The 17,338-nt window shown below is 62.1% G+C and carries 17 protein-coding genes; 4 read left to right on the forward strand and 13 right to left on the reverse strand.

What is annotated here, in order from left to right:
- Nucleotides 1-272: 272 nt before the first annotated feature.
- From K3F44_RS13635 to K3F44_RS13655, 5 genes are all read right to left on the reverse strand, one after another.
- Nucleotides 273-809, reverse strand: coding sequence for a C40 family peptidase (locus tag K3F44_RS13635; protein WP_181108265.1), 537 nt, complete (start codon nucleotides 807-809; stop codon nucleotides 273-275).
- Nucleotides 810-943: 134 nt separating this feature from the next.
- Nucleotides 944-1,579, reverse strand: a complete 636-nt coding sequence (locus tag K3F44_RS13640) for a C40 family peptidase (RefSeq protein WP_101321739.1) — start codon at nucleotides 1,577-1,579, stop codon at nucleotides 944-946.
- 126 nt (nucleotides 1,580-1,705) lie between these two features.
- Nucleotides 1,706-2,410 (reverse strand): DnaA regulatory inactivator Hda, encoded by a 705-nt coding sequence (gene hda / locus K3F44_RS13645; RefSeq protein WP_220632426.1) that lies wholly within the window; start codon nucleotides 2,408-2,410, stop codon nucleotides 1,706-1,708.
- A gap of 156 nt (nucleotides 2,411-2,566) precedes the next feature.
- Nucleotides 2,567-3,640, reverse strand: a complete 1,074-nt coding sequence (locus K3F44_RS13650; RefSeq protein WP_150570963.1) for an AI-2E family transporter — start codon at nucleotides 3,638-3,640, stop codon at nucleotides 2,567-2,569.
- A gap of 17 nt (nucleotides 3,641-3,657) precedes the next feature.
- A complete protein-coding gene (locus K3F44_RS13655; RefSeq protein WP_220632427.1) occupies nucleotides 3,658-4,713 on the reverse strand; it encodes a DUF2066 domain-containing protein in 1,056 nt (351 codons plus the stop codon).
- Between the two features lie 336 nt (nucleotides 4,714-5,049).
- Between K3F44_RS13655 and purM the strand changes: the two genes are divergently transcribed.
- From purM to K3F44_RS13670, 3 genes are read left to right on the forward strand one after another with little or no spacing between them, the layout of a single operon-like run.
- Nucleotides 5,050-6,108, forward strand: coding sequence for a phosphoribosylformylglycinamidine cyclo-ligase (purM, locus tag K3F44_RS13660; protein WP_101321742.1), 1,059 nt, complete (start codon nucleotides 5,050-5,052; stop codon nucleotides 6,106-6,108).
- Nucleotides 6,108-6,758 carry a phosphoribosylglycinamide formyltransferase gene (purN, locus tag K3F44_RS13665; RefSeq protein ID WP_101321743.1) on the forward strand — a complete coding sequence of 217 codons (651 nt, stop codon included), beginning with the start codon at nucleotides 6,108-6,110 and terminating at the stop codon, nucleotides 6,756-6,758. Before purM ends, purN begins: the two co-directional genes overlap by 1 nt.
- A gap of 8 nt (nucleotides 6,759-6,766) precedes the next feature.
- Entirely contained in the window at nucleotides 6,767-7,477 is a 711-nt protein-coding gene (locus K3F44_RS13670; RefSeq protein WP_101321744.1) for a DUF3108 domain-containing protein, read from the forward strand.
- Between the two features lie 429 nt (nucleotides 7,478-7,906).
- On the opposite strand, the gene K3F44_RS13675 is transcribed toward K3F44_RS13670, so the two are convergent.
- Entirely contained in the window at nucleotides 7,907-8,107 is a 201-nt protein-coding gene (locus K3F44_RS13675; protein ID WP_220632428.1) for a hypothetical protein, read from the reverse strand.
- Between the two features lie 450 nt (nucleotides 8,108-8,557).
- On the opposite strand from K3F44_RS13675, the gene K3F44_RS13680 reads away from it, so the two are divergent.
- Nucleotides 8,558-8,737 carry a hypothetical protein gene (locus tag K3F44_RS13680; RefSeq protein WP_101321746.1) on the forward strand — a complete coding sequence of 60 codons (180 nt, stop codon included), beginning with the start codon at nucleotides 8,558-8,560 and terminating at the stop codon, nucleotides 8,735-8,737.
- Between the two features lie 104 nt (nucleotides 8,738-8,841).
- On the opposite strand, the gene K3F44_RS13685 is transcribed toward K3F44_RS13680, so the two are convergent.
- From K3F44_RS13685 to K3F44_RS13715, 7 genes are all read right to left on the reverse strand, one after another.
- Complete coding sequence (locus K3F44_RS13685; RefSeq protein ID WP_101321747.1) at nucleotides 8,842-9,381, reverse strand: DUF2058 domain-containing protein; 540 nt, start codon at nucleotides 9,379-9,381, stop codon at nucleotides 8,842-8,844.
- Between the two features lie 26 nt (nucleotides 9,382-9,407).
- Entirely contained in the window at nucleotides 9,408-10,241 is an 834-nt protein-coding gene (gene mazG, locus K3F44_RS13690) for a nucleoside triphosphate pyrophosphohydrolase (RefSeq protein ID WP_101321748.1), read from the reverse strand.
- Nucleotides 10,242-10,372: 131 nt separating this feature from the next.
- Nucleotides 10,373-12,613 (reverse strand): GTP diphosphokinase, encoded by a 2,241-nt coding sequence (gene relA / locus K3F44_RS13695; RefSeq protein WP_101321749.1) that lies wholly within the window; start codon nucleotides 12,611-12,613, stop codon nucleotides 10,373-10,375.
- A 99-nt stretch (nucleotides 12,614-12,712) separates the two neighbouring features.
- On the reverse strand, nucleotides 12,713-14,068 hold the full coding sequence (gene rlmD / locus K3F44_RS13700) for a 23S rRNA (uracil(1939)-C(5))-methyltransferase RlmD (protein ID WP_150573747.1): 1,356 nt from the start codon (nucleotides 14,066-14,068) through the stop codon (nucleotides 12,713-12,715).
- Nucleotides 14,068-14,967 (reverse strand): cysteine synthase CysM, encoded by a 900-nt coding sequence (gene cysM / locus K3F44_RS13705; protein WP_150573746.1) that lies wholly within the window; start codon nucleotides 14,965-14,967, stop codon nucleotides 14,068-14,070. Before cysM ends, rlmD begins: the two co-directional genes overlap by 1 nt.
- Before the next feature lie 90 nt (nucleotides 14,968-15,057).
- Entirely contained in the window at nucleotides 15,058-16,440 is a 1,383-nt protein-coding gene (locus K3F44_RS13710; RefSeq protein WP_220632429.1) for a sensor histidine kinase, read from the reverse strand.
- Between the two features lie 3 nt (nucleotides 16,441-16,443).
- On the reverse strand, nucleotides 16,444-17,157 hold the full coding sequence (locus tag K3F44_RS13715) for a response regulator transcription factor (protein ID WP_220632430.1): 714 nt from the start codon (nucleotides 17,155-17,157) through the stop codon (nucleotides 16,444-16,446).
- Between the last annotated feature and the right edge of the window lie 181 nt (nucleotides 17,158-17,338).

Consider the following 17,338-nt stretch of genomic DNA (forward strand, 5'->3'; position numbering starts at 1 on the left):
CGTACAGCGCGGCCCTCCCGGGAGCAAGACCGGAGCGAGGGAACCCCGCAGCGCAGCGAAGGGGCCGGATGTGGAGCCCAGCATTTTTTTGGTTACTTTTTTGGGGCGTTTGCCAAAAAAGTGACTCGCCGTAAGGGCGAAAGGGGCCCGCAAGGCCACCACAGAGAATGGATAAGCACGCAGCACCAGTGAACGACCAGAGATCACCGGGGCCGCTACGCAGCCCTTCGCGGCTAACGGCCGCTCCCACAGGGACCGCGTAGGTCGCTAATTCAGGGATTCTGCGCCAAATGCCCAGCCGGCAATACTCGCTTGGCCTGCAAATACGCTTTGGCCCAATAGCTATTACTCAGGTAATCCAACCGCACAGTCCCGCCAGTACGCGGCGCATGCACAAAGCGCCCTTCCCCGACATAGATCCCGGCATGGCTAACCTGCGAGCCGCCCCCGGTAGCAAAGAACACCAAATCCCCCGACTGCAGCGAATTGACATCAATGCTAGGCGCCCGCATCACAATCATCTCGCGAGTCGACCGCGGCAAGCTGATACCAGCAGCATCCCGGTACACATAGCCAATCAGCCCACTGCAATCAAACCCCGAATCCGGCGTATTGCCGCCCCAGCGATAAGGCGTGCCAACCAACCCGATAGCCCGGAACAACACATCCGCCGCAACCGGCGAAGAGCTGGGTTGTTGATTGAAGGTGATTTGTGGCTGAACCACAGGTGCCGGTGCCGGAGCACGGCTGGAGCAGGCAGCGAGCATCGCCACCAGCGAAAGAAATGCGAAGCGCGCCACTGTCACCATGGCTGAAACTTCCTGTAAGAGGCCGATCGACCGCAGTCGAAAAGAGTTGAGAAATTAGATTAGACGCTTTCTGTAAATGCGCACGGCGGCGAGCTTTTTAAGCATCGCCGCCGTGCGAATATAGCAACTGGCTATCAGTTACGCGAGATCATCGTTGGCGCCATGGCCAGGGCGCGCTTGGCCTCGATGAAGGTCTTGCTCCAGTAACGATCCTGGAGATTATCGATACGCACACCACCGCTGCGACGGCTGCTCGAGTGGATGAACTGATTGTCACCCAGGTAGATGCCGGCATGGCTTACGCGACCGCGGCCGTTAGTGCTGAAGAACAGCAGGTCGCCTGGCTTGAGCTTGTTGCGGGCTACTTTCGGTGCATCGACGTTGATCATCTCGCGGGTCGAGCGTGGCAGGTTCATGCCAGCCTCTTCGCGGAACAGATAACCGATGAAACCGCTGCAATCGAAACCGGACTTCTCCGAAGTGCCGCCAAAGCGATAGCGGGTGCCGATCAAGGCCATGCCGCGCTCCAGGATGCTGTCGGCAAGGACTGGCAACTGGTAAGGTTTGCTGCTGGAGAATGCCTCGAGGTCTTCGTCGGTAGCCATTGGCTCTTCGCCGAAGACCGAAGAAGCGGAAGGTTTGATCAGGTCCGCAGAATGTGCGGCAACCTGTGGGTGATCCTGGGGCTGGGAAACCGGGCTATGCGCCGCGCAGCCAAAAAGCAGGGTCACAAGTGCGAGTGGCACGAGGGGTGCGAAGTGCTTGAGCATGTGCACGACCGTGTCTTTAGTTCTAAAGGAGGCTGCGACTATGCCTTCTATCAGGGTCATTTGCAAATTTTATCGAAAAAAATGTGACTTTTCCGTTTTCCGCTGTAGCCCGCTGGTTTCAGAGGTTTACCAGCCCAGCGTTTCTTTCAGAAAAGGGATGGTCAGCTTGCGCTGAGCCTGCAGCGAGGCCTGATCAAGCCGCTCGAGCAGATCGAACAGCGCACTCATACTGCGCGCGCCGCGGGTGAGGATGAAATGGCCGACCTCGTCGGTCAGGTGCAAACCGCGGCGCGAGGCACGCAGTTGCAGGGCGCGCAGCTTGTCTTCATCGGACAGCCCGCGCATCTGGAAGATCAGCGCCAGGGTCAGGCGCGACTTGAGGTCGGGAAGCTTGATCGGCAATTCGCGCGGCGAACTGGATGCGGCCAGCAGCAAGCGTCGGCCGCTGTCGCGCAGGCGGTTGAACAGATGGAACATGGCCTCTTCCCAGTCGGCTTTACCAGCGATCACATGCAGATCGTCGATGCACACCAGCTCGTACTGTTCGAGGTGATCGAGCAGCTCGATACCGCGATCGAGCAACTGCGCCAGGGGCAGGTAGACCGCCAGCTCTCCGCGCTGCTGGAAACGCTGGGTGGCAGCCTGCAACAGGTGGGTGCGACCCACACCCTGCTTGCCCCATAGGTAGATGAGGCTCTCGGTCCAGCCGGCGTCGGCTTCGCACAAGCGCTCGACATAGCCCAGTGCTGCGGCATTGGCGCCCGGATAGTAGTTGATGAAGGTTGCGTCATCTCGCAGACGCACACCCAGGGGCAACTGGATCGGTTTCATGCTGGGCTGACGGTCACGAGGACCACGGGGCCTTGGAGGAAAGTCTGCAAAGTCTATACCTGCAGCGCGGGCGGCACAATCAGGGCCGGCGAGAGGGCAAGTAAAATCAAGGGCTTGCACCGAAGCGGGGCTGTACTCGCAGCCCCCTCCCCCGCGTTAAAGCTGAGGGTCTTCTTCGCCGCCGTACAGGTCCGACTCCTTGTACATCTCGTGGGCATGGCGCAGCAGCACCATGATCACCGCGGCTACCGGCAAGGCCAGCAGGACACCGGTGAAGCCAAACAGCTCACCGCCGGCGAGGATGGCAAAGATCACCGCCACCGGGTGCAGGCCAATCCGGTCGCCTACCAGCAGCGGAGTCAGGACCATGCCCTCAAGCGCTTGGCCGATCATGAACACCGCAACGATACCCAGCATCGGATAGAGATCACCGCCGAACTGGAACAGCCCGGCAATCAACGCCGCGCCAATGCCGATGATGAAGCCCATATAAGGCACGATCGCAGCAAGGCCGGCCAGCAGGCCGATCAACAAGCCAAGCTCCAGGCCGACCAGCATCAGTCCACTGGCATAGATCACCCCCAGCGCCAGCATCACCAGCAACTGCCCACGAACAAATGCACCAAGCACTTCGTGGCATTCACCTGCCAGCTCGACGATCTGTTCCTCGCGCTGACGCGGCAGCAGGCTGCGCACTTTGGCCATCATCAGGTCCCAGTCACGCAGCAGGTAAAAGCCCACTACCGGGATCAGCACCAGGTTCGCCAGCCATGCAAGAAGGGCCAGGCTCGACGCCGTGGCCTGACTCAATACCGCACTGACAATGTCGGTGGTCTGGCCCATATGCTCGCTGATGGCGGCCTTGATCTTGTCGAACTTCCAGAAACCATCGGCCAGGCCCAGGCGGCTTTGCACCCACGGCAGTGCCACATGCTGCAGCCAGTCGAGCATCTGCGGCGTCAGCTCGTACAGGCGTACCAGCTGCTTGGCCAGCATCGGGATCAGCACTAGCAGCAAGGCCATGAAGATCAGCGTGAACAAGGCGAAAACCACCACTACGCCCCAGGTGCGAGACAGACCCGCCCGCTCCAGGCGGTCGACCAACGGGTCAGCCAGATACGCCAGAAGGATGCCGACCAGAAACGGCGACAAGATGTTGTGCAGGCTATACAGCAGTACCGCCACTACCAGGGCCACGCCCAGCCATACCCAGCGACGCTGATCAGTCATCATGTTCATGTTTTCTCTTACCAGGCAAAGCGCAAGCCATCGAAAGGTTTCGCTGCCGGAGCTTGCGCAGCCCCGGCTGGTTCATTTGTAACAGGGGCTGCAGGTGCGGCGGCGGCCGGTTCGGCTGGCAGTTCACGGAGTTTGGCCAGGCCCAGCTGGGCGCGCAGTTGCTCGCGGTTGCCGCTGACCTGATAGGTCAGCTTGTCGCCATCGGCCAGTTGCAGGCGCGGACCGTAGGGTTCGAGCACGCGGCTGAGCTCTGCATAACGTTTGAGGTTCATGCCTTGTACCTGCACCAGCAGCTCGCTGCTGGCACCCGGTCGAGTGACATAGCGCGGCGCCAGACGAGTACTCACCGCCAGCATCACCGCGTCGGCCAAGGCAGCCTGATCAGCGCCTTCGGCATCGCCTTGCTCACGTTGGTCACCCAGCCACAGCTGCCATTTGCCCTGCCACTTGCCGTCGGCTTCACGAGCGTGCACGGCCAACAGCGCATCGGCAGCGTAACGCTCGGAAGCTTCGCGCAGCGCGCTCGGATCCTTGCCTTCCAGCTGCTTGGCATTGGCGACCAGTTGCTCCTGCAGGTCGGCCAACGGCAAGCGCAGCGGCAGGCCGCGATGTTGCGCAGCGCGGCGTAGCGGCTCAGCGGCGCTCTGGCCATCGCCGACCAGGCTGCTGCCGTCGACGCTGTCGTTCAACCACCAGCTGAGGATCGACGGCCGATTGCTGCCCCACAAGGCCAGGCCAGCCTGACGCAAGGCACGCTCGGTACTGCCTGCGTCAAACTCGACCAGCACGCTCTCGGGCGGGCCGGCCTCGTTGCCGACCTGATTGATGATCTGTTGCGGGTCCTTGCGCAGCGCGGCCAGGGCTGGCGACTGCGGCGCCTTCGGATCGCCGGTCAGACGCAGGATCAACGTGTCGAGCGCACGTGCTGTGGCCTGGGAGCGCGCCTCGGTGCCCTGGCCGTCGACCGTTTCACGTACTTGATAAAGCCCGGCAACACTTTCGGCTTGGGCCGCACTGGCCAGCAAGGCGAGGCAACCGGCAGCCAGGTAATTGAGAAGACGCATGGAGGATTCCTGTCCAGATGAACGAGGGCGCGGAGCCTGTACCTGCTGGCTGTGACCGCAGCGCCTGTCGATCGCTCCGTCCGCCGGCAATTTTGTCCCCGCGCCATACCTATACCTTATACAGCGACCGGTCAGGCAACCAGTCGCGGCCCATGAAAGGATGTTTTTAAACATTTACCGCCCTGCCCGTCGGCCTGAGGATGGCCGCTGCCCGGCAACCCTGATAAAATCGCGCGCCTTCGCAGACCAGTGACGAACAGGCAGCCGCCGCTGCAACAGCCGGCCTTGGCCGTCGCGGTCGTTTTTCCGTATCCCTACCTCTAAAGGCCTGGATCAATGAGCAAGCAACCCTCCCTGAGCTACAAAGACGCCGGTGTAGACATCGACGCCGGCGAAGCACTGGTCGAACGCATCAAGGGCGTGGCCAAGCGCACCGCACGCCCTGAGGTCATGGGTGGCCTGGGCGGCTTTGGCGCCCTCTGCGAGATCCCGGCCGGCTACAAACAGCCGGTGCTGGTCTCCGGCACCGACGGCGTCGGCACCAAGCTGCGCCTGGCACTGAACCTGAACCGCCACGACAGCATCGGCCAGGACCTGGTCGCCATGTGCGTCAACGACCTGATCGTCTGCGGCGCCGAGCCGCTGTTCTTCCTCGACTACTACGCCACCGGCAAGCTCAACGTTGACGTTGCAGCGACCGTGGTAACGGGTATTGGTGCCGGTTGCGAGCTGGCTGGCTGCTCGCTGGTCGGTGGTGAAACCGCCGAGATGCCTGGCATGTACGAAGGTGAAGACTACGATCTGGCCGGCTTCTGCGTCGGTGTGGTCGAAAAAGCCGAGATCATCGATGGCTCGAAAGTCGCCAGCGGTGACGCCTTGATCGCCCTGCCTTCGTCCGGCCCGCACTCCAACGGCTACTCGCTGATCCGCAAGATCCTCGAAGTCTCCGCGACCGACATCGAGAGCACCCAGCTCGACGGCAAGCCGCTGGCTGACCTGCTGATGGCGCCAACGCGCATCTACGTCAAGCCGCTGCTCAAGCTGATCAAGGACACTGGCGCCGTCAAGGCCATGGCCCACATCACCGGTGGTGGCCTGCTCGACAACATCCCGCGCGTCCTGCCGAAAAACGCCCAGGCGATCATCGACGTGGCCAGCTGGCAGCGTCCGGTAGTGTTCGATTTCCTCCAGGAAAAAGGCAACGTCGACGAGCACGAAATGCACCGCGTCCTGAACTGCGGCGTGGGCATGGTCATCTGCGTTGGCCAGGACCAGGTCGAAAACGCCCTCAACGTGTTGCGTGCAGCCGGTGAGCAGCCATGGGTGATCGGTCAGATCGCCGATGCCGCCGAAGGCGCACCTCAGGTCGACCTGCAGAACCTCAAGGCGCACTGATGCCGGGCAAGACCTGTAATGTTGTGGTGTTGCTGTCGGGTTCCGGCAGCAACCTGCAGGCGCTGCTCGACAGCTGTAAGCCAGACGGTCCGGTGCGCATCTGCGCAGTGATCTCCAACCGCGCCGATGCCTATGGCCTGGAACGGGCCAAAGCGGCCGGCATCGCGACTGCGGTGCTGGAGCATCAGGGTTTCACCGGTCGTGAGGCATTCGATACAGCGCTGATGGCGCTGATCGACGGCTTCACCCCGGACCTGGTGGTGCTCGCCGGTTTCATGCGCATCCTCAGCGGCGGTTTCGTGCGTCACTATCAAGGCCGCCTGCTGAATATCCACCCTTCGTTGCTGCCCAAGTACAAAGGCCTCCATACCCACCAGCGCGCCCTGGAAGCGGGTGATGGCGAGCACGGTTGCAGCGTGCACTTTGTCACCGAGGAACTCGATGGCGGGCCTCTGGTCGTACAGGCAGTGGTTGCGGTGGCAGCAGATGACACCGTGCAAAGCCTGGCAGCCCGGGTTCACCACCAGGAACACCAGATCTACCCGCTGGCGGTGCGCTGGTTCGCCGAAGGACGCTTGCGTCTGGGCGAGCACGGTGCGTTACTGGATGGCCAGCCGCTGGCGGCCAGCGGTCACTTGATTCGTCCCTAGGAGATTTTATGCGTCGCGCCCTGCTGATGGCTCTCGCCGTGCTTGCCCTGCCTCTTCAGGCAGCTGATCTGAAGCCCTTCTCGGCCAGCTACACCGCCGACTGGAAGCAGCTGCCCATGAGCGGCACCGCCGAGCGTAGCCTGGTGAAAAATGCCAACGGGACCTGGAGCCTGAACTTCAAGGCTTCGATGATGATTGCCAGCTTGACCGAGCAAAGCACCGTACGGGTGGACAAGGATGCGTTGTTGCCGCAGACCTACCACTTCGAACGCGGTGGCCTGGGCAAGGCAAAGAAAGTCGATCTGGACTTTGACTGGGCGAGCAAGAAAGTCACCGGTAGCGACCGTGGTGATGCGGTGAGTCTGCCGTTGAATCGTGGCGTGCTGGACAAGTCTTCGTATCAGCTGGCACTGCAGCATGACGTGGCGGCGGGCAAGAAGAGTGTGTCGTATCAGGTGGTCGATGGCGATGAGATCGATACCTATGACTTCCGGGTTTTGGGCACTGAGAAGGTGACTACCAAGACTGGGCAGGTCGATGCGATCAAGGTCGAGCGCGTGCGTGATCCTAGCCAGAGCAAGCGGATTACCGAGCTTTGGTTCGCCAAGGATTGGGATTATCTGCTGGTGCAGTTGCGTCAGGTTGAGACTGATGGCAAGGAATACGTGATCGTGCTGCAGGATGGTACGGTTGATGGGCGGTCGGTGAAAGGCAATTGATTCTGTCTTGAGCTGAATCCGCTGTGAAAGGACCCCACTTTGATGTGGGGTTTTTTATGGCTTGAATATGAGTGCGTTTGCGCTGGACCTGGGGGGCTCACCGAGAGTGTCCATCAGAACAATGGAGCTCATCGATGAAAGACTCCTCAGCTGTGATGCATCGGTTGTCGGCTTTCGCTGGCCTACGGGCAACGCGTGGTTTTCTCGCCGGCCGCTGGCCCGGGCGGATGGCCCAAAGATGGGCGTTCTCACGCAGGCGCTCCTGGATATGAGGCGGCCTGTCGGCCAAGGTGGTCAGCGGCGGGATGGGTTTTCCGGGTAGCCCTGCTTCGCGGATGATTTTTGGCCAGCGCGGTTTCCAGCACAGTAGCAGGCTTAGCCAGTGGCTTAGGCCGAGGATGAGGAAGGCGGGCGAGATAAGAACAAGGCCTAACTTGATGATCCGCGAAGAATGACGAAAGATTGCGGCAGGCGCTCGCGCAAGCCGGAGTTGCCGCCGACGGCGGCGTAGCGCAGCGGCAGAATGGTGAAGCTGCGGGTGCAGCTGACTGCAGGGCCTGCGGCTAACGGTACGCTGAGGGCCTCGCAGGCAGCCCGATTAATAGCGAAGAGCTTGTCCATGCTGATCATGGTGGCGTCCTTTTCAGCGTCTGCAAGCGTCGCCGATAGGGTCGATGAGTTGCCGACGGGGCGGGGGGCGGGCCGCGTTTTTTCACGGCTTTTGTTGCCTGCCAACCATACCGAGCTGACGCTTTTCAGGGGCCTGGACGGTTTCTGATAAGGGTGTAGGAAAGTTCGCTACCCAAGGCAAAGGGCTGCCCAGCCGGACGCCTGATCCCGCCGCACAAGAACCAAAGCCAGCGCTGCCCACAGCAACAGTGAGCAGTTCAGAAATAGCCAAGGGCGCTGCGTAGCCGCTTCCGTCCGGCCCTGCGCCCGGCAAGGCTGCTCAGAAAGCGCACGATCCTAGGTCGATGAAAAATCCTTCATGCCGAGTTTATTTACTTAGCCTGCTAATAAACCCTATAACTAAGTCCTGCGACACTCTGCCGCAGCCAACTCAAAGTGGAGTTTTCAACGATGACAGTCCAAGTAACCGAACGCGACGAATCGAAAATGTCCCATGAAGGCCTGGCCGCCGGTGTGCGGATCTGGGACGTCCACCAGCAAGGCGAACTGGTGGGCATGTTCCACCAGGAACACGAAGCCCAGCAATACCGCGCCGAACTCGAAACCCTCGAGAACCAGCGCCAGCAATAACCCCTGTCTCGATCAACGCGCCTGGCAGTTTCCCCACCAGGCGCCGCATGAAAAAGGGCTGCCAAGCAGCCCTTTGTAACTCAAGACACCACCCGCGGCGGGCGTTACCACATCAAATCATCAGGAATCTTGTAAGCCGCATACGGATCATCCTCATCGGCCTCCTCGACATGCGTGTTGAGCAACAGAATCCGCCCAGGATCACGCTCCTGAATCTTCACCGCCGCCTCCCGCGGAATCACCTCGTAACCCCCACCCAACGCCACTACAGCCAACGAGCCATTGCTCAGTTTGCTGCGCATCAGCGCGTTCACCGCAATCCGCTTGACCTTCTTGTCGTCAACGAAATTGTAGTAATCCTCGGTGGTCAACTTGGGCAGGCGGGTCGCCTCGATCAATTGTTTGACCTGCGCCGCCCGGGCCTTTTGCTCGGCCTTCTCCTGCTGCTGGCGATTCAGTTCCTGGTCACGCTTGGCTTTTTCCGCCATGGCCTCTTTGGCCAGACGCTGCTGGGTGTCGTCCACCTCGACCTGGCCTTTTTGTTCCAGGCGCTTCTGTTTCTTTTCTGCTTTGTTGGTCTGCTGGACCTGCTTCTGGTTAACCAGACCGGCCTTGAGCAATTGGTCGCGAAGGGAAAGGCTCATGGATGTTCACTCACTTATGCAACAGCTCAGCCGCAGCTGGGCAGGTTCTTTTCTTGGCGTTTGGCTTCACCCCAAAGGGCGTCCAATTCATCAAGGTTACAGGATTCGATAGGCTTGCCGCTGTCGCGCAAGGCCTGTTCGATGAAGCGAAAACGCCGCTCGAACTTGCGATTGGCGCGACGCAGGGCGTTTTCCGGGTCTTGCTTGAGATGGCGGGCGAGGTTGACCGTGGCAAACAGCAGGTCACCGATCTCGTCTTCCAATGCATCGGCGTCATTATCCGCCATGGCCTGCAACACTTCATCCAGCTCTTCACGGACCTTGTCCAGCACCGGCAGCGGGTCGGGCCAGTCGAAGCCGACCGTGGCCGTGCGCTTTTGCAGCTTGGCGGCGCGTGACAAGGCCGGCAAGGCTGCGGGAACGTCGTCAAGCAATGACAACTGCTCGGGCACGCTGTGTTCGGCGCGCTCCTGGGCCTTGATCTCTTCCCAGCGCGACTTGACCTGGGCTTCGCTCAGGCTCGGCGTGTCCAGCGGCGCGTACAGCTCGCCGGTGGGGAACACATGCGGGTGGCGGCGGATCAGCTTGCGGGTGATGCCGTCGACCACGCCGGCAAACTCGAAACGGCCTTCTTCGCGGGCCAGCTGGCTGTAGTAAACCACCTGGAACAGCAGGTCGCCGAGTTCACCTTGCAGGTGGGCGAAATCGCCCCGCTCGATGGTGTCGGCCACCTCGTAGGCTTCTTCGATGGTGTGTTGGACGATGCTTGCGTAGTCCTGCTTCAAGTCCCATGGGCAGCCATGCTGCGGGTCACGCAGACGGGCCATGAGGTGCAGCAGGTCTTCAAGGGTGTAAGTCATGGCAGGTCCTTCGGTTGCGCTCTTTTCGCGGCGGTCCGGCGTCCCGGTAAACCCACTCCCAGGGGCCCTGATCGACCTGTGGGAGCGGGATCACCGGGACGCCGGACCGCCGCGAAAGAGTCCCCGCGGTTCTAAGGAGTACGGTTACGCCGCGTCTCGATGATGTTGGGCAACTGCGAAATCCGCCCGAGCAGACGCCCGAGGGCATCCAGACCGGGGATTTCGATGGTCAGCGACATCAAGGCGGTGTTGTCTTCCTTGTTCGAGCGGGTGTTGACCGCCAGCACGTTGATCTTCTCGTTGAGCAGCACCTGCGACACATCACGCAGCAGGCCTGGGCGGTCGTAGGCGCGGATGATGATGTCGACCGGGTAGGTCAGCACCGGCACCGGGCCCCAACTGACCTGGATGATCCGCTCCGGCTCACGCCCGCTCAGTTGCAGCACCGAGGCGCAGTCCTGGCGGTGAATGGTCACGCCGCGGCCCTGGGTGATATAGCCAACGATCGCCTCGCCGGGCAGCGGCTGGCAGCAGCCGGCCATCTGCGTCAACAGGTTGCCGACACCCTGGATCTGGATATCGGCACGCTTGCCGTTACGCACGCCAGACGGCTTGCGCGGGGTCAGCTCGATCTGCTCGATCCGTTCCGGCTCAAGCAACTGCTGGGCTGCGTTGACCAGATGCGCCAGGCGCAAGTCGCCGGCACCCAGGGCAGCAAACAGGTCTTCGGCGGTTTTCACGTTGGCTTTTTCGGCCAACCGATCGAAATCGACCTGAGGCAGGCCAAGCCTGCTCAGTTCGCGCTCGATCAGGGTCTTGCCGGCGGCGACGTTCTGATCGCGCGCCTGCAGCTTGAACCAATGGACAATCTTCGCCCGTGCACGCGAGGTGGTGACGTAGCCAAGGTTCGAGTTCAGCCAGTCGCGGCTTGGGCTGCCGTGCTTGCTGGTGATGATCTCGACCTGCTCACCGGTCTGCAGGCTGTAGTTGAGCGGCACGATGCGGCCGTTGATCTTGGCGCCACGGCAGTTGTGGCCGATCTCGGTGTGCACGCGGTAGGCGAAGTCAAGCGGTGTCGAGCCCTTGGGCAGGTCGATAGCGTGGCCGTCGGGGGTAAAGATATACACCCGGTCAGGCTCGATATCGACACGCAGCTGCTCGGCCAGGCCGCCGATGTCGCCCAGCTCTTCGTGCCACTCCAGCACCTGGCGCAGCCAAGAGATCTTTTCTTCGTAGTGGTTGGAACTGGCCTTGACGTCGGTGCCCTTGTAACGCCAATGCGCGCAGACGCCGAGCTCGGCTTCTTCGTGCATGCCGTGGGTGCGGATCTGCACCTCGAGCACCTTGCCCTCCGGGCCGATCACTGCGGTGTGCAGGGAGCGGTAGCCGTTTTCCTTGGGGTTGGCGATGTAGTCGTCGAATTCCTTGGGAATGTGCCGCCAGAGGGTGTGGACGATGCCCAGGGCGGTGTAGCAGTCGCGGATCTCCGGGACCAGCACGCGCACGGCGCGCACGTCGTAGATCTGGCTGAACTCCAGGCCTTTGCGCTGCATCTTGCGCCAGATCGAATAGATATGTTTCGCCCGGCCACTGATATCGGCGTTGACGCCGGTGGCCAGCAACTCGTTCTGCAGCTGGTTCATCACATCGTTGATGAAGCGCTCGCGGTCCAGCCGGCGTTCGTGCAGGAGCTTGGCGATCTGTTTGTACTGGTCAGGCTCAAGATAGCGGAAGGACAGGTCCTCCAGCTCCCACTTGATATGCCCGATACCCAGCCGGTGCGCCAGTGGCGCATAGATGTCGAACACCTCGCGGGCCACGCGCAGGCGTTTTTCTTCATCGGCGGCTTTCACCGCACGAATCGCGCAGGTGCGCTCGGCCAGTTTGATCAGGGCGACGCGCACGTCGTCGACCATGGCCACGAGCATCTTGCGCAGGTTTTCGACCTGCGCCTGCGAGCCGAGCACCAGCGACTGGCGCGGGCTCAGGCTGGCACTGATGGCGGCCATGCGCAGCACGCCGTCGATCAGCTTCGACACTACCGGGCCAAAGCGTTGACCGACCTCGGCCAAGGTGACCTTGCCTTCACGTACTGCGCGGTAGATCACCGCCGCGACCAGCGAATCCTGGTCAAGTTTGAGATCGGCGAGGATCTCGGCGATCTCCAGGCCGGCCTGGAAACTGGACGTACCGTCCGCCCACGAATGCTTGGCCGGGTTGCCCTTCTTCTCGACTTCCTGGGCGAACTCGCAGGCTTCTTTCAGGTTCACCCGGTCCAGCGCCGAATCGACGCTCACCACATGATCCAGCCACGCTTCGAGATTGATACTGCCGTCGCTGTTGACCGGCTGGTGCACTCTCACCTGTACCATCTTTGCTTTACCTTTCCATACAGCGCAGCCCACGGCCGCACTGACAATCACCGTGCGCCTACCATTCCCTGGAAGCCGCACCAAGAGGGCCAGCTTTGGCTAGCCCACTTCGAATAACGCCATGGCTTCGACATGCGCCGTCTGAGGAAACATGTCGAGAATCCCGGCCCTTGTTAACCGGTACCCTTGGGCGACCAGCACCTGCGCGTCACGCGCCAGCGTCGCCGGGTTACACGAGACATACACCAGCCGCTTGGCCTTGAGGCGGGCGATGCCTTGCACCACCTCGTAAGCACCGTCGCGCGGTGGGTCCAAGAGTACCGCAGAAAAACCCTCGGCGGCCCATTCGGCACCTGCCAGAGGTTGAGATAAATCGGCCTGAAAAAACGCCGCGTTATGCACATTGTTGTCACGGGCATTGGCTGCCGCCCGCTCGACCATCACCTGCACACCTTCCACTGCCACCACTTCGCGGGCCTGCCTGGCCAGCGGCAGGGCAAAGTTGCCCAGGCCGCAGAACAGGTCCAGCACACGCTCGTCAGGCTGCGGTGCGAGCCAGGCCAGGGCCTGCTCGATCATGGCCGTATTGACCTGGGCGTTGACCTGAACAAAATCGCCCGGGCGCCACGCTAGCTGCATCTGCCACGGCTGCAAAGTGAAACCGAGGGTCTGCCCGGCCTCGACCGGCGCAGGCTCGCCCTCCCCTTGCAACCATAGCTGGGCGCCTGCCTCTTTGCAGAAGGCCTGCAGCCGTGCCAGGTCGTCCTCTGGCAGCGGCGCCACGTGGCGCAGCAGGACGGCCTCGGCGCTGCCGCTGAACAACTCGACATGGCCCAGCGCCTGCGGTTTGTTCAGGCTGCGCAACACCGTCGGCAAATGCCGCAGGATCGTTTGCAAGGGCTGTACCAGCACCGGACATTCGTCGATGGCGATGATCGCCTGGCTGGCCTCGGCACGGAAACCGACTTCCAGCTGACGGTTCTTGACGTCCCAGCGCACGGCAATCCGCGCGCGTCGGCGGTAGCCGAATTCAGGCCCGGACAACGGCGCTGCCCATTGCTCTGGCTGGATCCCGGCCACCCGCTGCAATTGCTCGGCGAGCATGCGCTGCTTGAGCGCCAGCTGCTCGGCGTGCGGCAGGTGCTGCAGGTTGCAACCGCCACACCGATCATAGTGCCGGCACGGCGCCGGGCGCCGCTCGGGGCTGGCTTGCAGGACCCGCTCTAGGCGCGCATCGACGATCTTGCCACGGGCACCAAGCACCCGCGCTTCCACCGCTTCGCCGGCCAGGGCGCCGCTGACGAACCAGGTCCGCCCTTCATGAAAACTGATGCCGCGGCCATCACCGGCCAGGCGCTCGATGTCCAGGCGCTGCTTCTTGCCTACGGGAACTTGCGCAGCACGATCGCCGCCGGCCGGCTGGAAACGCAGGCCGCCTTTACTTTTCTTGGTCATCAGGTCGCGTCGAACAGGCCAGTGGAAAGATAGCGATCACCGCGGTCGCAGACGATCGCAACCATCACGGCGTTCTCCACCTGCTGCGACAGGCGCAACATACCGGCCACCGCACCACCAGAGGACACACCGCAGAAAATGCCCTCTTCCCGGGCAAGGCGGCGGGTGACGTGTTCAGCTTCAGCCTGGGACATGTCGATCACCTGATCAACTCGAGTGGCGTCGAATATCTTTGGCAGATATTCCTCAGGCCAGCGCCGGATGCCGGGAATCGACGAGCCGTCCATGGGCTGCAGACCAACGATCTGCACCGCCGGGTTCTGCTCCTTGAGGTACTGCGAGCAGCCCATGATGGTGCCGGTAGTGCCCATCGAACTGATGAAATGAGTGACGCTGCCCTGGGTCTGCTGCCAGATCTCCGGGCCGGTGCTGGTGTAGTGGGCCAACGGGTTGTCGCCGTTGGCGAACTGATCGAGGATCAACCCGCGGCCTTCGGCCTGAAGCTTTTCGGCCAGATCGCGGGCGCCCTCCATGCCCTCTTCCTTGCTCACCAGGATCAACTCGGCGCCATAGGCGGTCATCGCTGCCTTGCGTTCGGCAGTGGAGTTGTCGGGCATGATCAGGATCATCTTGTAGCCCTTGATCGCCGCAGCCATGGCCAGGGCGATGCCGGTATTACCGGAGGTCGCTTCGATCAGGGTGTCGCCGGGCTTGATCTGGTTGCGCAGTTCGGCGCGGGTGATCATCGACAGTGCCGGGCGGTCCTTGACCGAGCCGGCCGGGTTGTTGCCTTCGAGCTTGAGCAACAAGGTATTGCTGGTCGCACCTGCGAGGCGCTGCAGGCGAACCAGAGGCGTATTGCCGACGCAATCGGCGATGGTTGGGTACTGCAGGGTCATGGTGTCTTTCGCAATCAAAACGACAGGGGCGCCTATCATACCGGCATTCCCTTGCCGGCCATATCACGCAATCTGTGGTCGATATAGCTGTCAGCTATATAGCAGCTGTGCCGGCGCCGATTCGCTCGCTTCGACGTGCGCTGGCAGGCGCATGCACAGGCGCAGGCCGCGTTTGCCGTTCTCGGCCCAAAGCGTCCCGCCCTGGCGTTGAATGGCGCCGCGGGCGATGCTCAGGCCGAGGCCAAAGCCGCCGTCGCCGGGGCGCGAACCGTCCAGCCGCGAAAACGGCGCGAAGATACGCTCCAGATCGTCCTCGGCCACACCGCCGCCCTGGTCTTCCAGCCAGATCCGCCAGTAACTACCCTCACGCCGACCGCCGAGGGTGATCACGCCGTCGCCAGGCGAATGACGAATGGCATTACGCAACAGGTTTTCCACGGCCTGGGCCAAATGGTTGAGGTTGCCCTGCACCCAGCAGGTGGCTGGCAATTCACAGCGCAGACGTGCAGGCTGCCAGGCGCTTTCGTAGCAGGCGTCCTCGGCGAGCATGTCCCACAGCGCCTGCAGCTGGATCGGTTCGAGGTTCATCGGCGCCCGTTCGGCGTCCTGCCAGGCCAGTTGCAGGGTGTCTTCGACCAATTGCTGCATGCAATCGACCTCCCGCGTGACGCGCTCGCGCAGGCGCCCAAGGTCAGCCTCGCCATCGCCGGCCACCCGCAAGCGGCTCAGCGGCGTGCGCATTTCGTGGGACAGGTCGCGCAGCAGTTGTTGCTGCAAGGCCACGGTGCCTTGAAGGCGCTCGGCCATCTGGTCGAAGGCACGCGCCAGCTCACCCAGCTCGTCATGCCGGCCCATGGTAGTCGCGTCCAGCCGCGCCGAGAGCTGATCGGCGCGCCAGGCATTGGCCTGCTCGCGCAGCTGGTTCAACGGCACAATCAGCATGCGGTACAGACCCACGCACAGCAGCAAGGTGAACAGGCCGGGAATCACCCCGTTGATCAGGATCCGCCACAGCCACAGGTACTGGCCCGGATTGAGCCGCGTGGGCAATTCGATGACCAGCATGGCCTGCGCGGCGGGGTCGGCGAACGGCAAGCGCAGCCACGGTTGATCGACACTGCGTCGGCTCATCGGCCAGTCGACCTGGCGCAGGCGGGTCAGGCGTTGGGTCTGCTCGGCCGTCAGCGGGGTACTGCTCAAGCTGTGCAGGTGGCTGTTGATGACGCCGACAAAGCCCTGCTCACGCGCCCGCATGCCTTGCAACCATTGATCGATGCCGGCCTGGCCGCCCTGGTGCCAGGCCTGCTCAGCCTCGACCGCGTAGGCCTGCAGCAGTTGCCGGGCGGGCTTGGAGAGAAATGCATTCTGGGTTTCCATGTAGCGACCCCAGCTGTAGCTCAGGCCAATCATCAACAGGCAAAAGCCCACCAGCAAAATCGCCAGGCGCCAGAACAACGAATGTCGATCGAGCATGGTTCAGCCCTCGCCGGCGCTGAGCACATAACCTTTGCCCCAAACGGTGACGATCTGCCGCTCGTGGTAACCGACCGCCTTGAGCTTGCGGCGGATCTGGCTGACGTGCATGTCCAGGCTGCGATCGTGGCGGGAGTAACCCCGCTGCAACACTTGCTGATACAGCAGGGGCTTGCTCAGCACCTCGTCCGGATTGCGGTAGAGGGTGTCCAGCAGGCGATATTCGCTGGGGGTCAGGCCGGCCCAGTTGGAGCCGAGGCAAACATCGCTGATAGCGTCATCAAAGCGCAGCTCGCCTGGCTCGACAGGTTGCGGTGCCTGGCGCCGGCGCTCCAGCTCAACCCGGCGCAGGATCGCCTCGATGCGCACCTGCAACTCGGCCATGCTGAAGGGCTTGGGCAGATAGTCATCGGCGCCGCGCTGAAAGCCGGTGATACGGTCCGCTTCAGCGCCCAGGGCCGACATCAGGATCACTGGCGTGGCGCTTTTGCGCCGCAGCTGCGCAAGTGCATCGAGGCCGTTCAGCCCCGGCAGGAGGATATCCATCAGGACCACATCGAACACCTGCCGGCCTGCTGTTTCCAGACCGTCAAGGCCGTTGCGGCACCAGGTCACCTGAAACCCACCGCGCTGCAATTCTTCGTGCAGGTAAGCGCCGAGGACCGGGTCGTCTTCGATGGCGAGAATGTTCGAGTGATGAATGGCTACGGGATTCATTGGCTTCTGGCATTGATTCTCAATTGCGCGATTATTGGCCAGTAACTCAAGGCTAGGCAACTGGATTACGACCAAACCATTAGCGCCTCCGGCTGCAAGCGCAGCCTGCCAGCCCGCCTGGGGCGCTGAAATGATCGCTTTACGCCCGCAGCCGGAGTAACGTTCGGCAACTATTCCGTCC

It is taken from the genome of Pseudomonas sp. S07E 245, from assembly GCF_019599025.1.
Taxonomy (GTDB): Bacteria; Pseudomonadota; Gammaproteobacteria; order Pseudomonadales; family Pseudomonadaceae; genus Aquipseudomonas; species Aquipseudomonas shirazensis.

Excerpts from the sequence above, each read along its gene's own strand:
- K3F44_RS13635 (WP_181108265.1), bottom strand. The coding sequence starts at position 809 with ATGGTGACAGTGGCGCGCTTCGCATTTCTTTCGCTGGTGGCGATGCTC.
- K3F44_RS13640 (WP_101321739.1), bottom strand. The coding sequence starts at position 1,579 with ATGCTCAAGCACTTCGCACCCCTCGTGCCACTCGCACTTGTGACCCTG.
- hda (WP_220632426.1), bottom strand. The coding sequence starts at position 2,410 with ATGAAACCGATCCAGTTGCCCCTGGGTGTGCGTCTGCGAGATGACGCA.
- K3F44_RS13650 (WP_150570963.1), bottom strand. The coding sequence starts at position 3,640 with ATGACTGATCAGCGTCGCTGGGTATGGCTGGGCGTGGCCCTGGTAGTG.
- K3F44_RS13655 (WP_220632427.1), bottom strand. The coding sequence starts at position 4,713 with ATGCGTCTTCTCAATTACCTGGCTGCCGGTTGCCTCGCCTTGCTGGCC.
- purM (WP_101321742.1), top strand. The coding sequence starts at position 5,050 with ATGAGCAAGCAACCCTCCCTGAGCTACAAAGACGCCGGTGTAGACATC.
- purN (WP_101321743.1), top strand. The coding sequence starts at position 6,108 with ATGCCGGGCAAGACCTGTAATGTTGTGGTGTTGCTGTCGGGTTCCGGC.
- K3F44_RS13670 (WP_101321744.1), top strand. The coding sequence starts at position 6,767 with ATGCGTCGCGCCCTGCTGATGGCTCTCGCCGTGCTTGCCCTGCCTCTT.
- K3F44_RS13675 (WP_220632428.1), bottom strand. The coding sequence starts at position 8,107 with ATGATCAGCATGGACAAGCTCTTCGCTATTAATCGGGCTGCCTGCGAG.
- K3F44_RS13680 (WP_101321746.1), top strand. The coding sequence starts at position 8,558 with ATGACAGTCCAAGTAACCGAACGCGACGAATCGAAAATGTCCCATGAA.
- K3F44_RS13685 (WP_101321747.1), bottom strand. The coding sequence starts at position 9,381 with ATGAGCCTTTCCCTTCGCGACCAATTGCTCAAGGCCGGTCTGGTTAAC.
- mazG (WP_101321748.1), bottom strand. The coding sequence starts at position 10,241 with ATGACTTACACCCTTGAAGACCTGCTGCACCTCATGGCCCGTCTGCGT.
- relA (WP_101321749.1), bottom strand. The coding sequence starts at position 12,613 with ATGGTACAGGTGAGAGTGCACCAGCCGGTCAACAGCGACGGCAGTATC.
- rlmD (WP_150573747.1), bottom strand. The coding sequence starts at position 14,068 with ATGACCAAGAAAAGTAAAGGCGGCCTGCGTTTCCAGCCGGCCGGCGGC.
- cysM (WP_150573746.1), bottom strand. The coding sequence starts at position 14,967 with ATGACCCTGCAGTACCCAACCATCGCCGATTGCGTCGGCAATACGCCT.
- K3F44_RS13710 (WP_220632429.1), bottom strand. The coding sequence starts at position 16,440 with ATGCTCGATCGACATTCGTTGTTCTGGCGCCTGGCGATTTTGCTGGTG.
- K3F44_RS13715 (WP_220632430.1), bottom strand. The coding sequence starts at position 17,157 with ATGAATCCCGTAGCCATTCATCACTCGAACATTCTCGCCATCGAAGAC.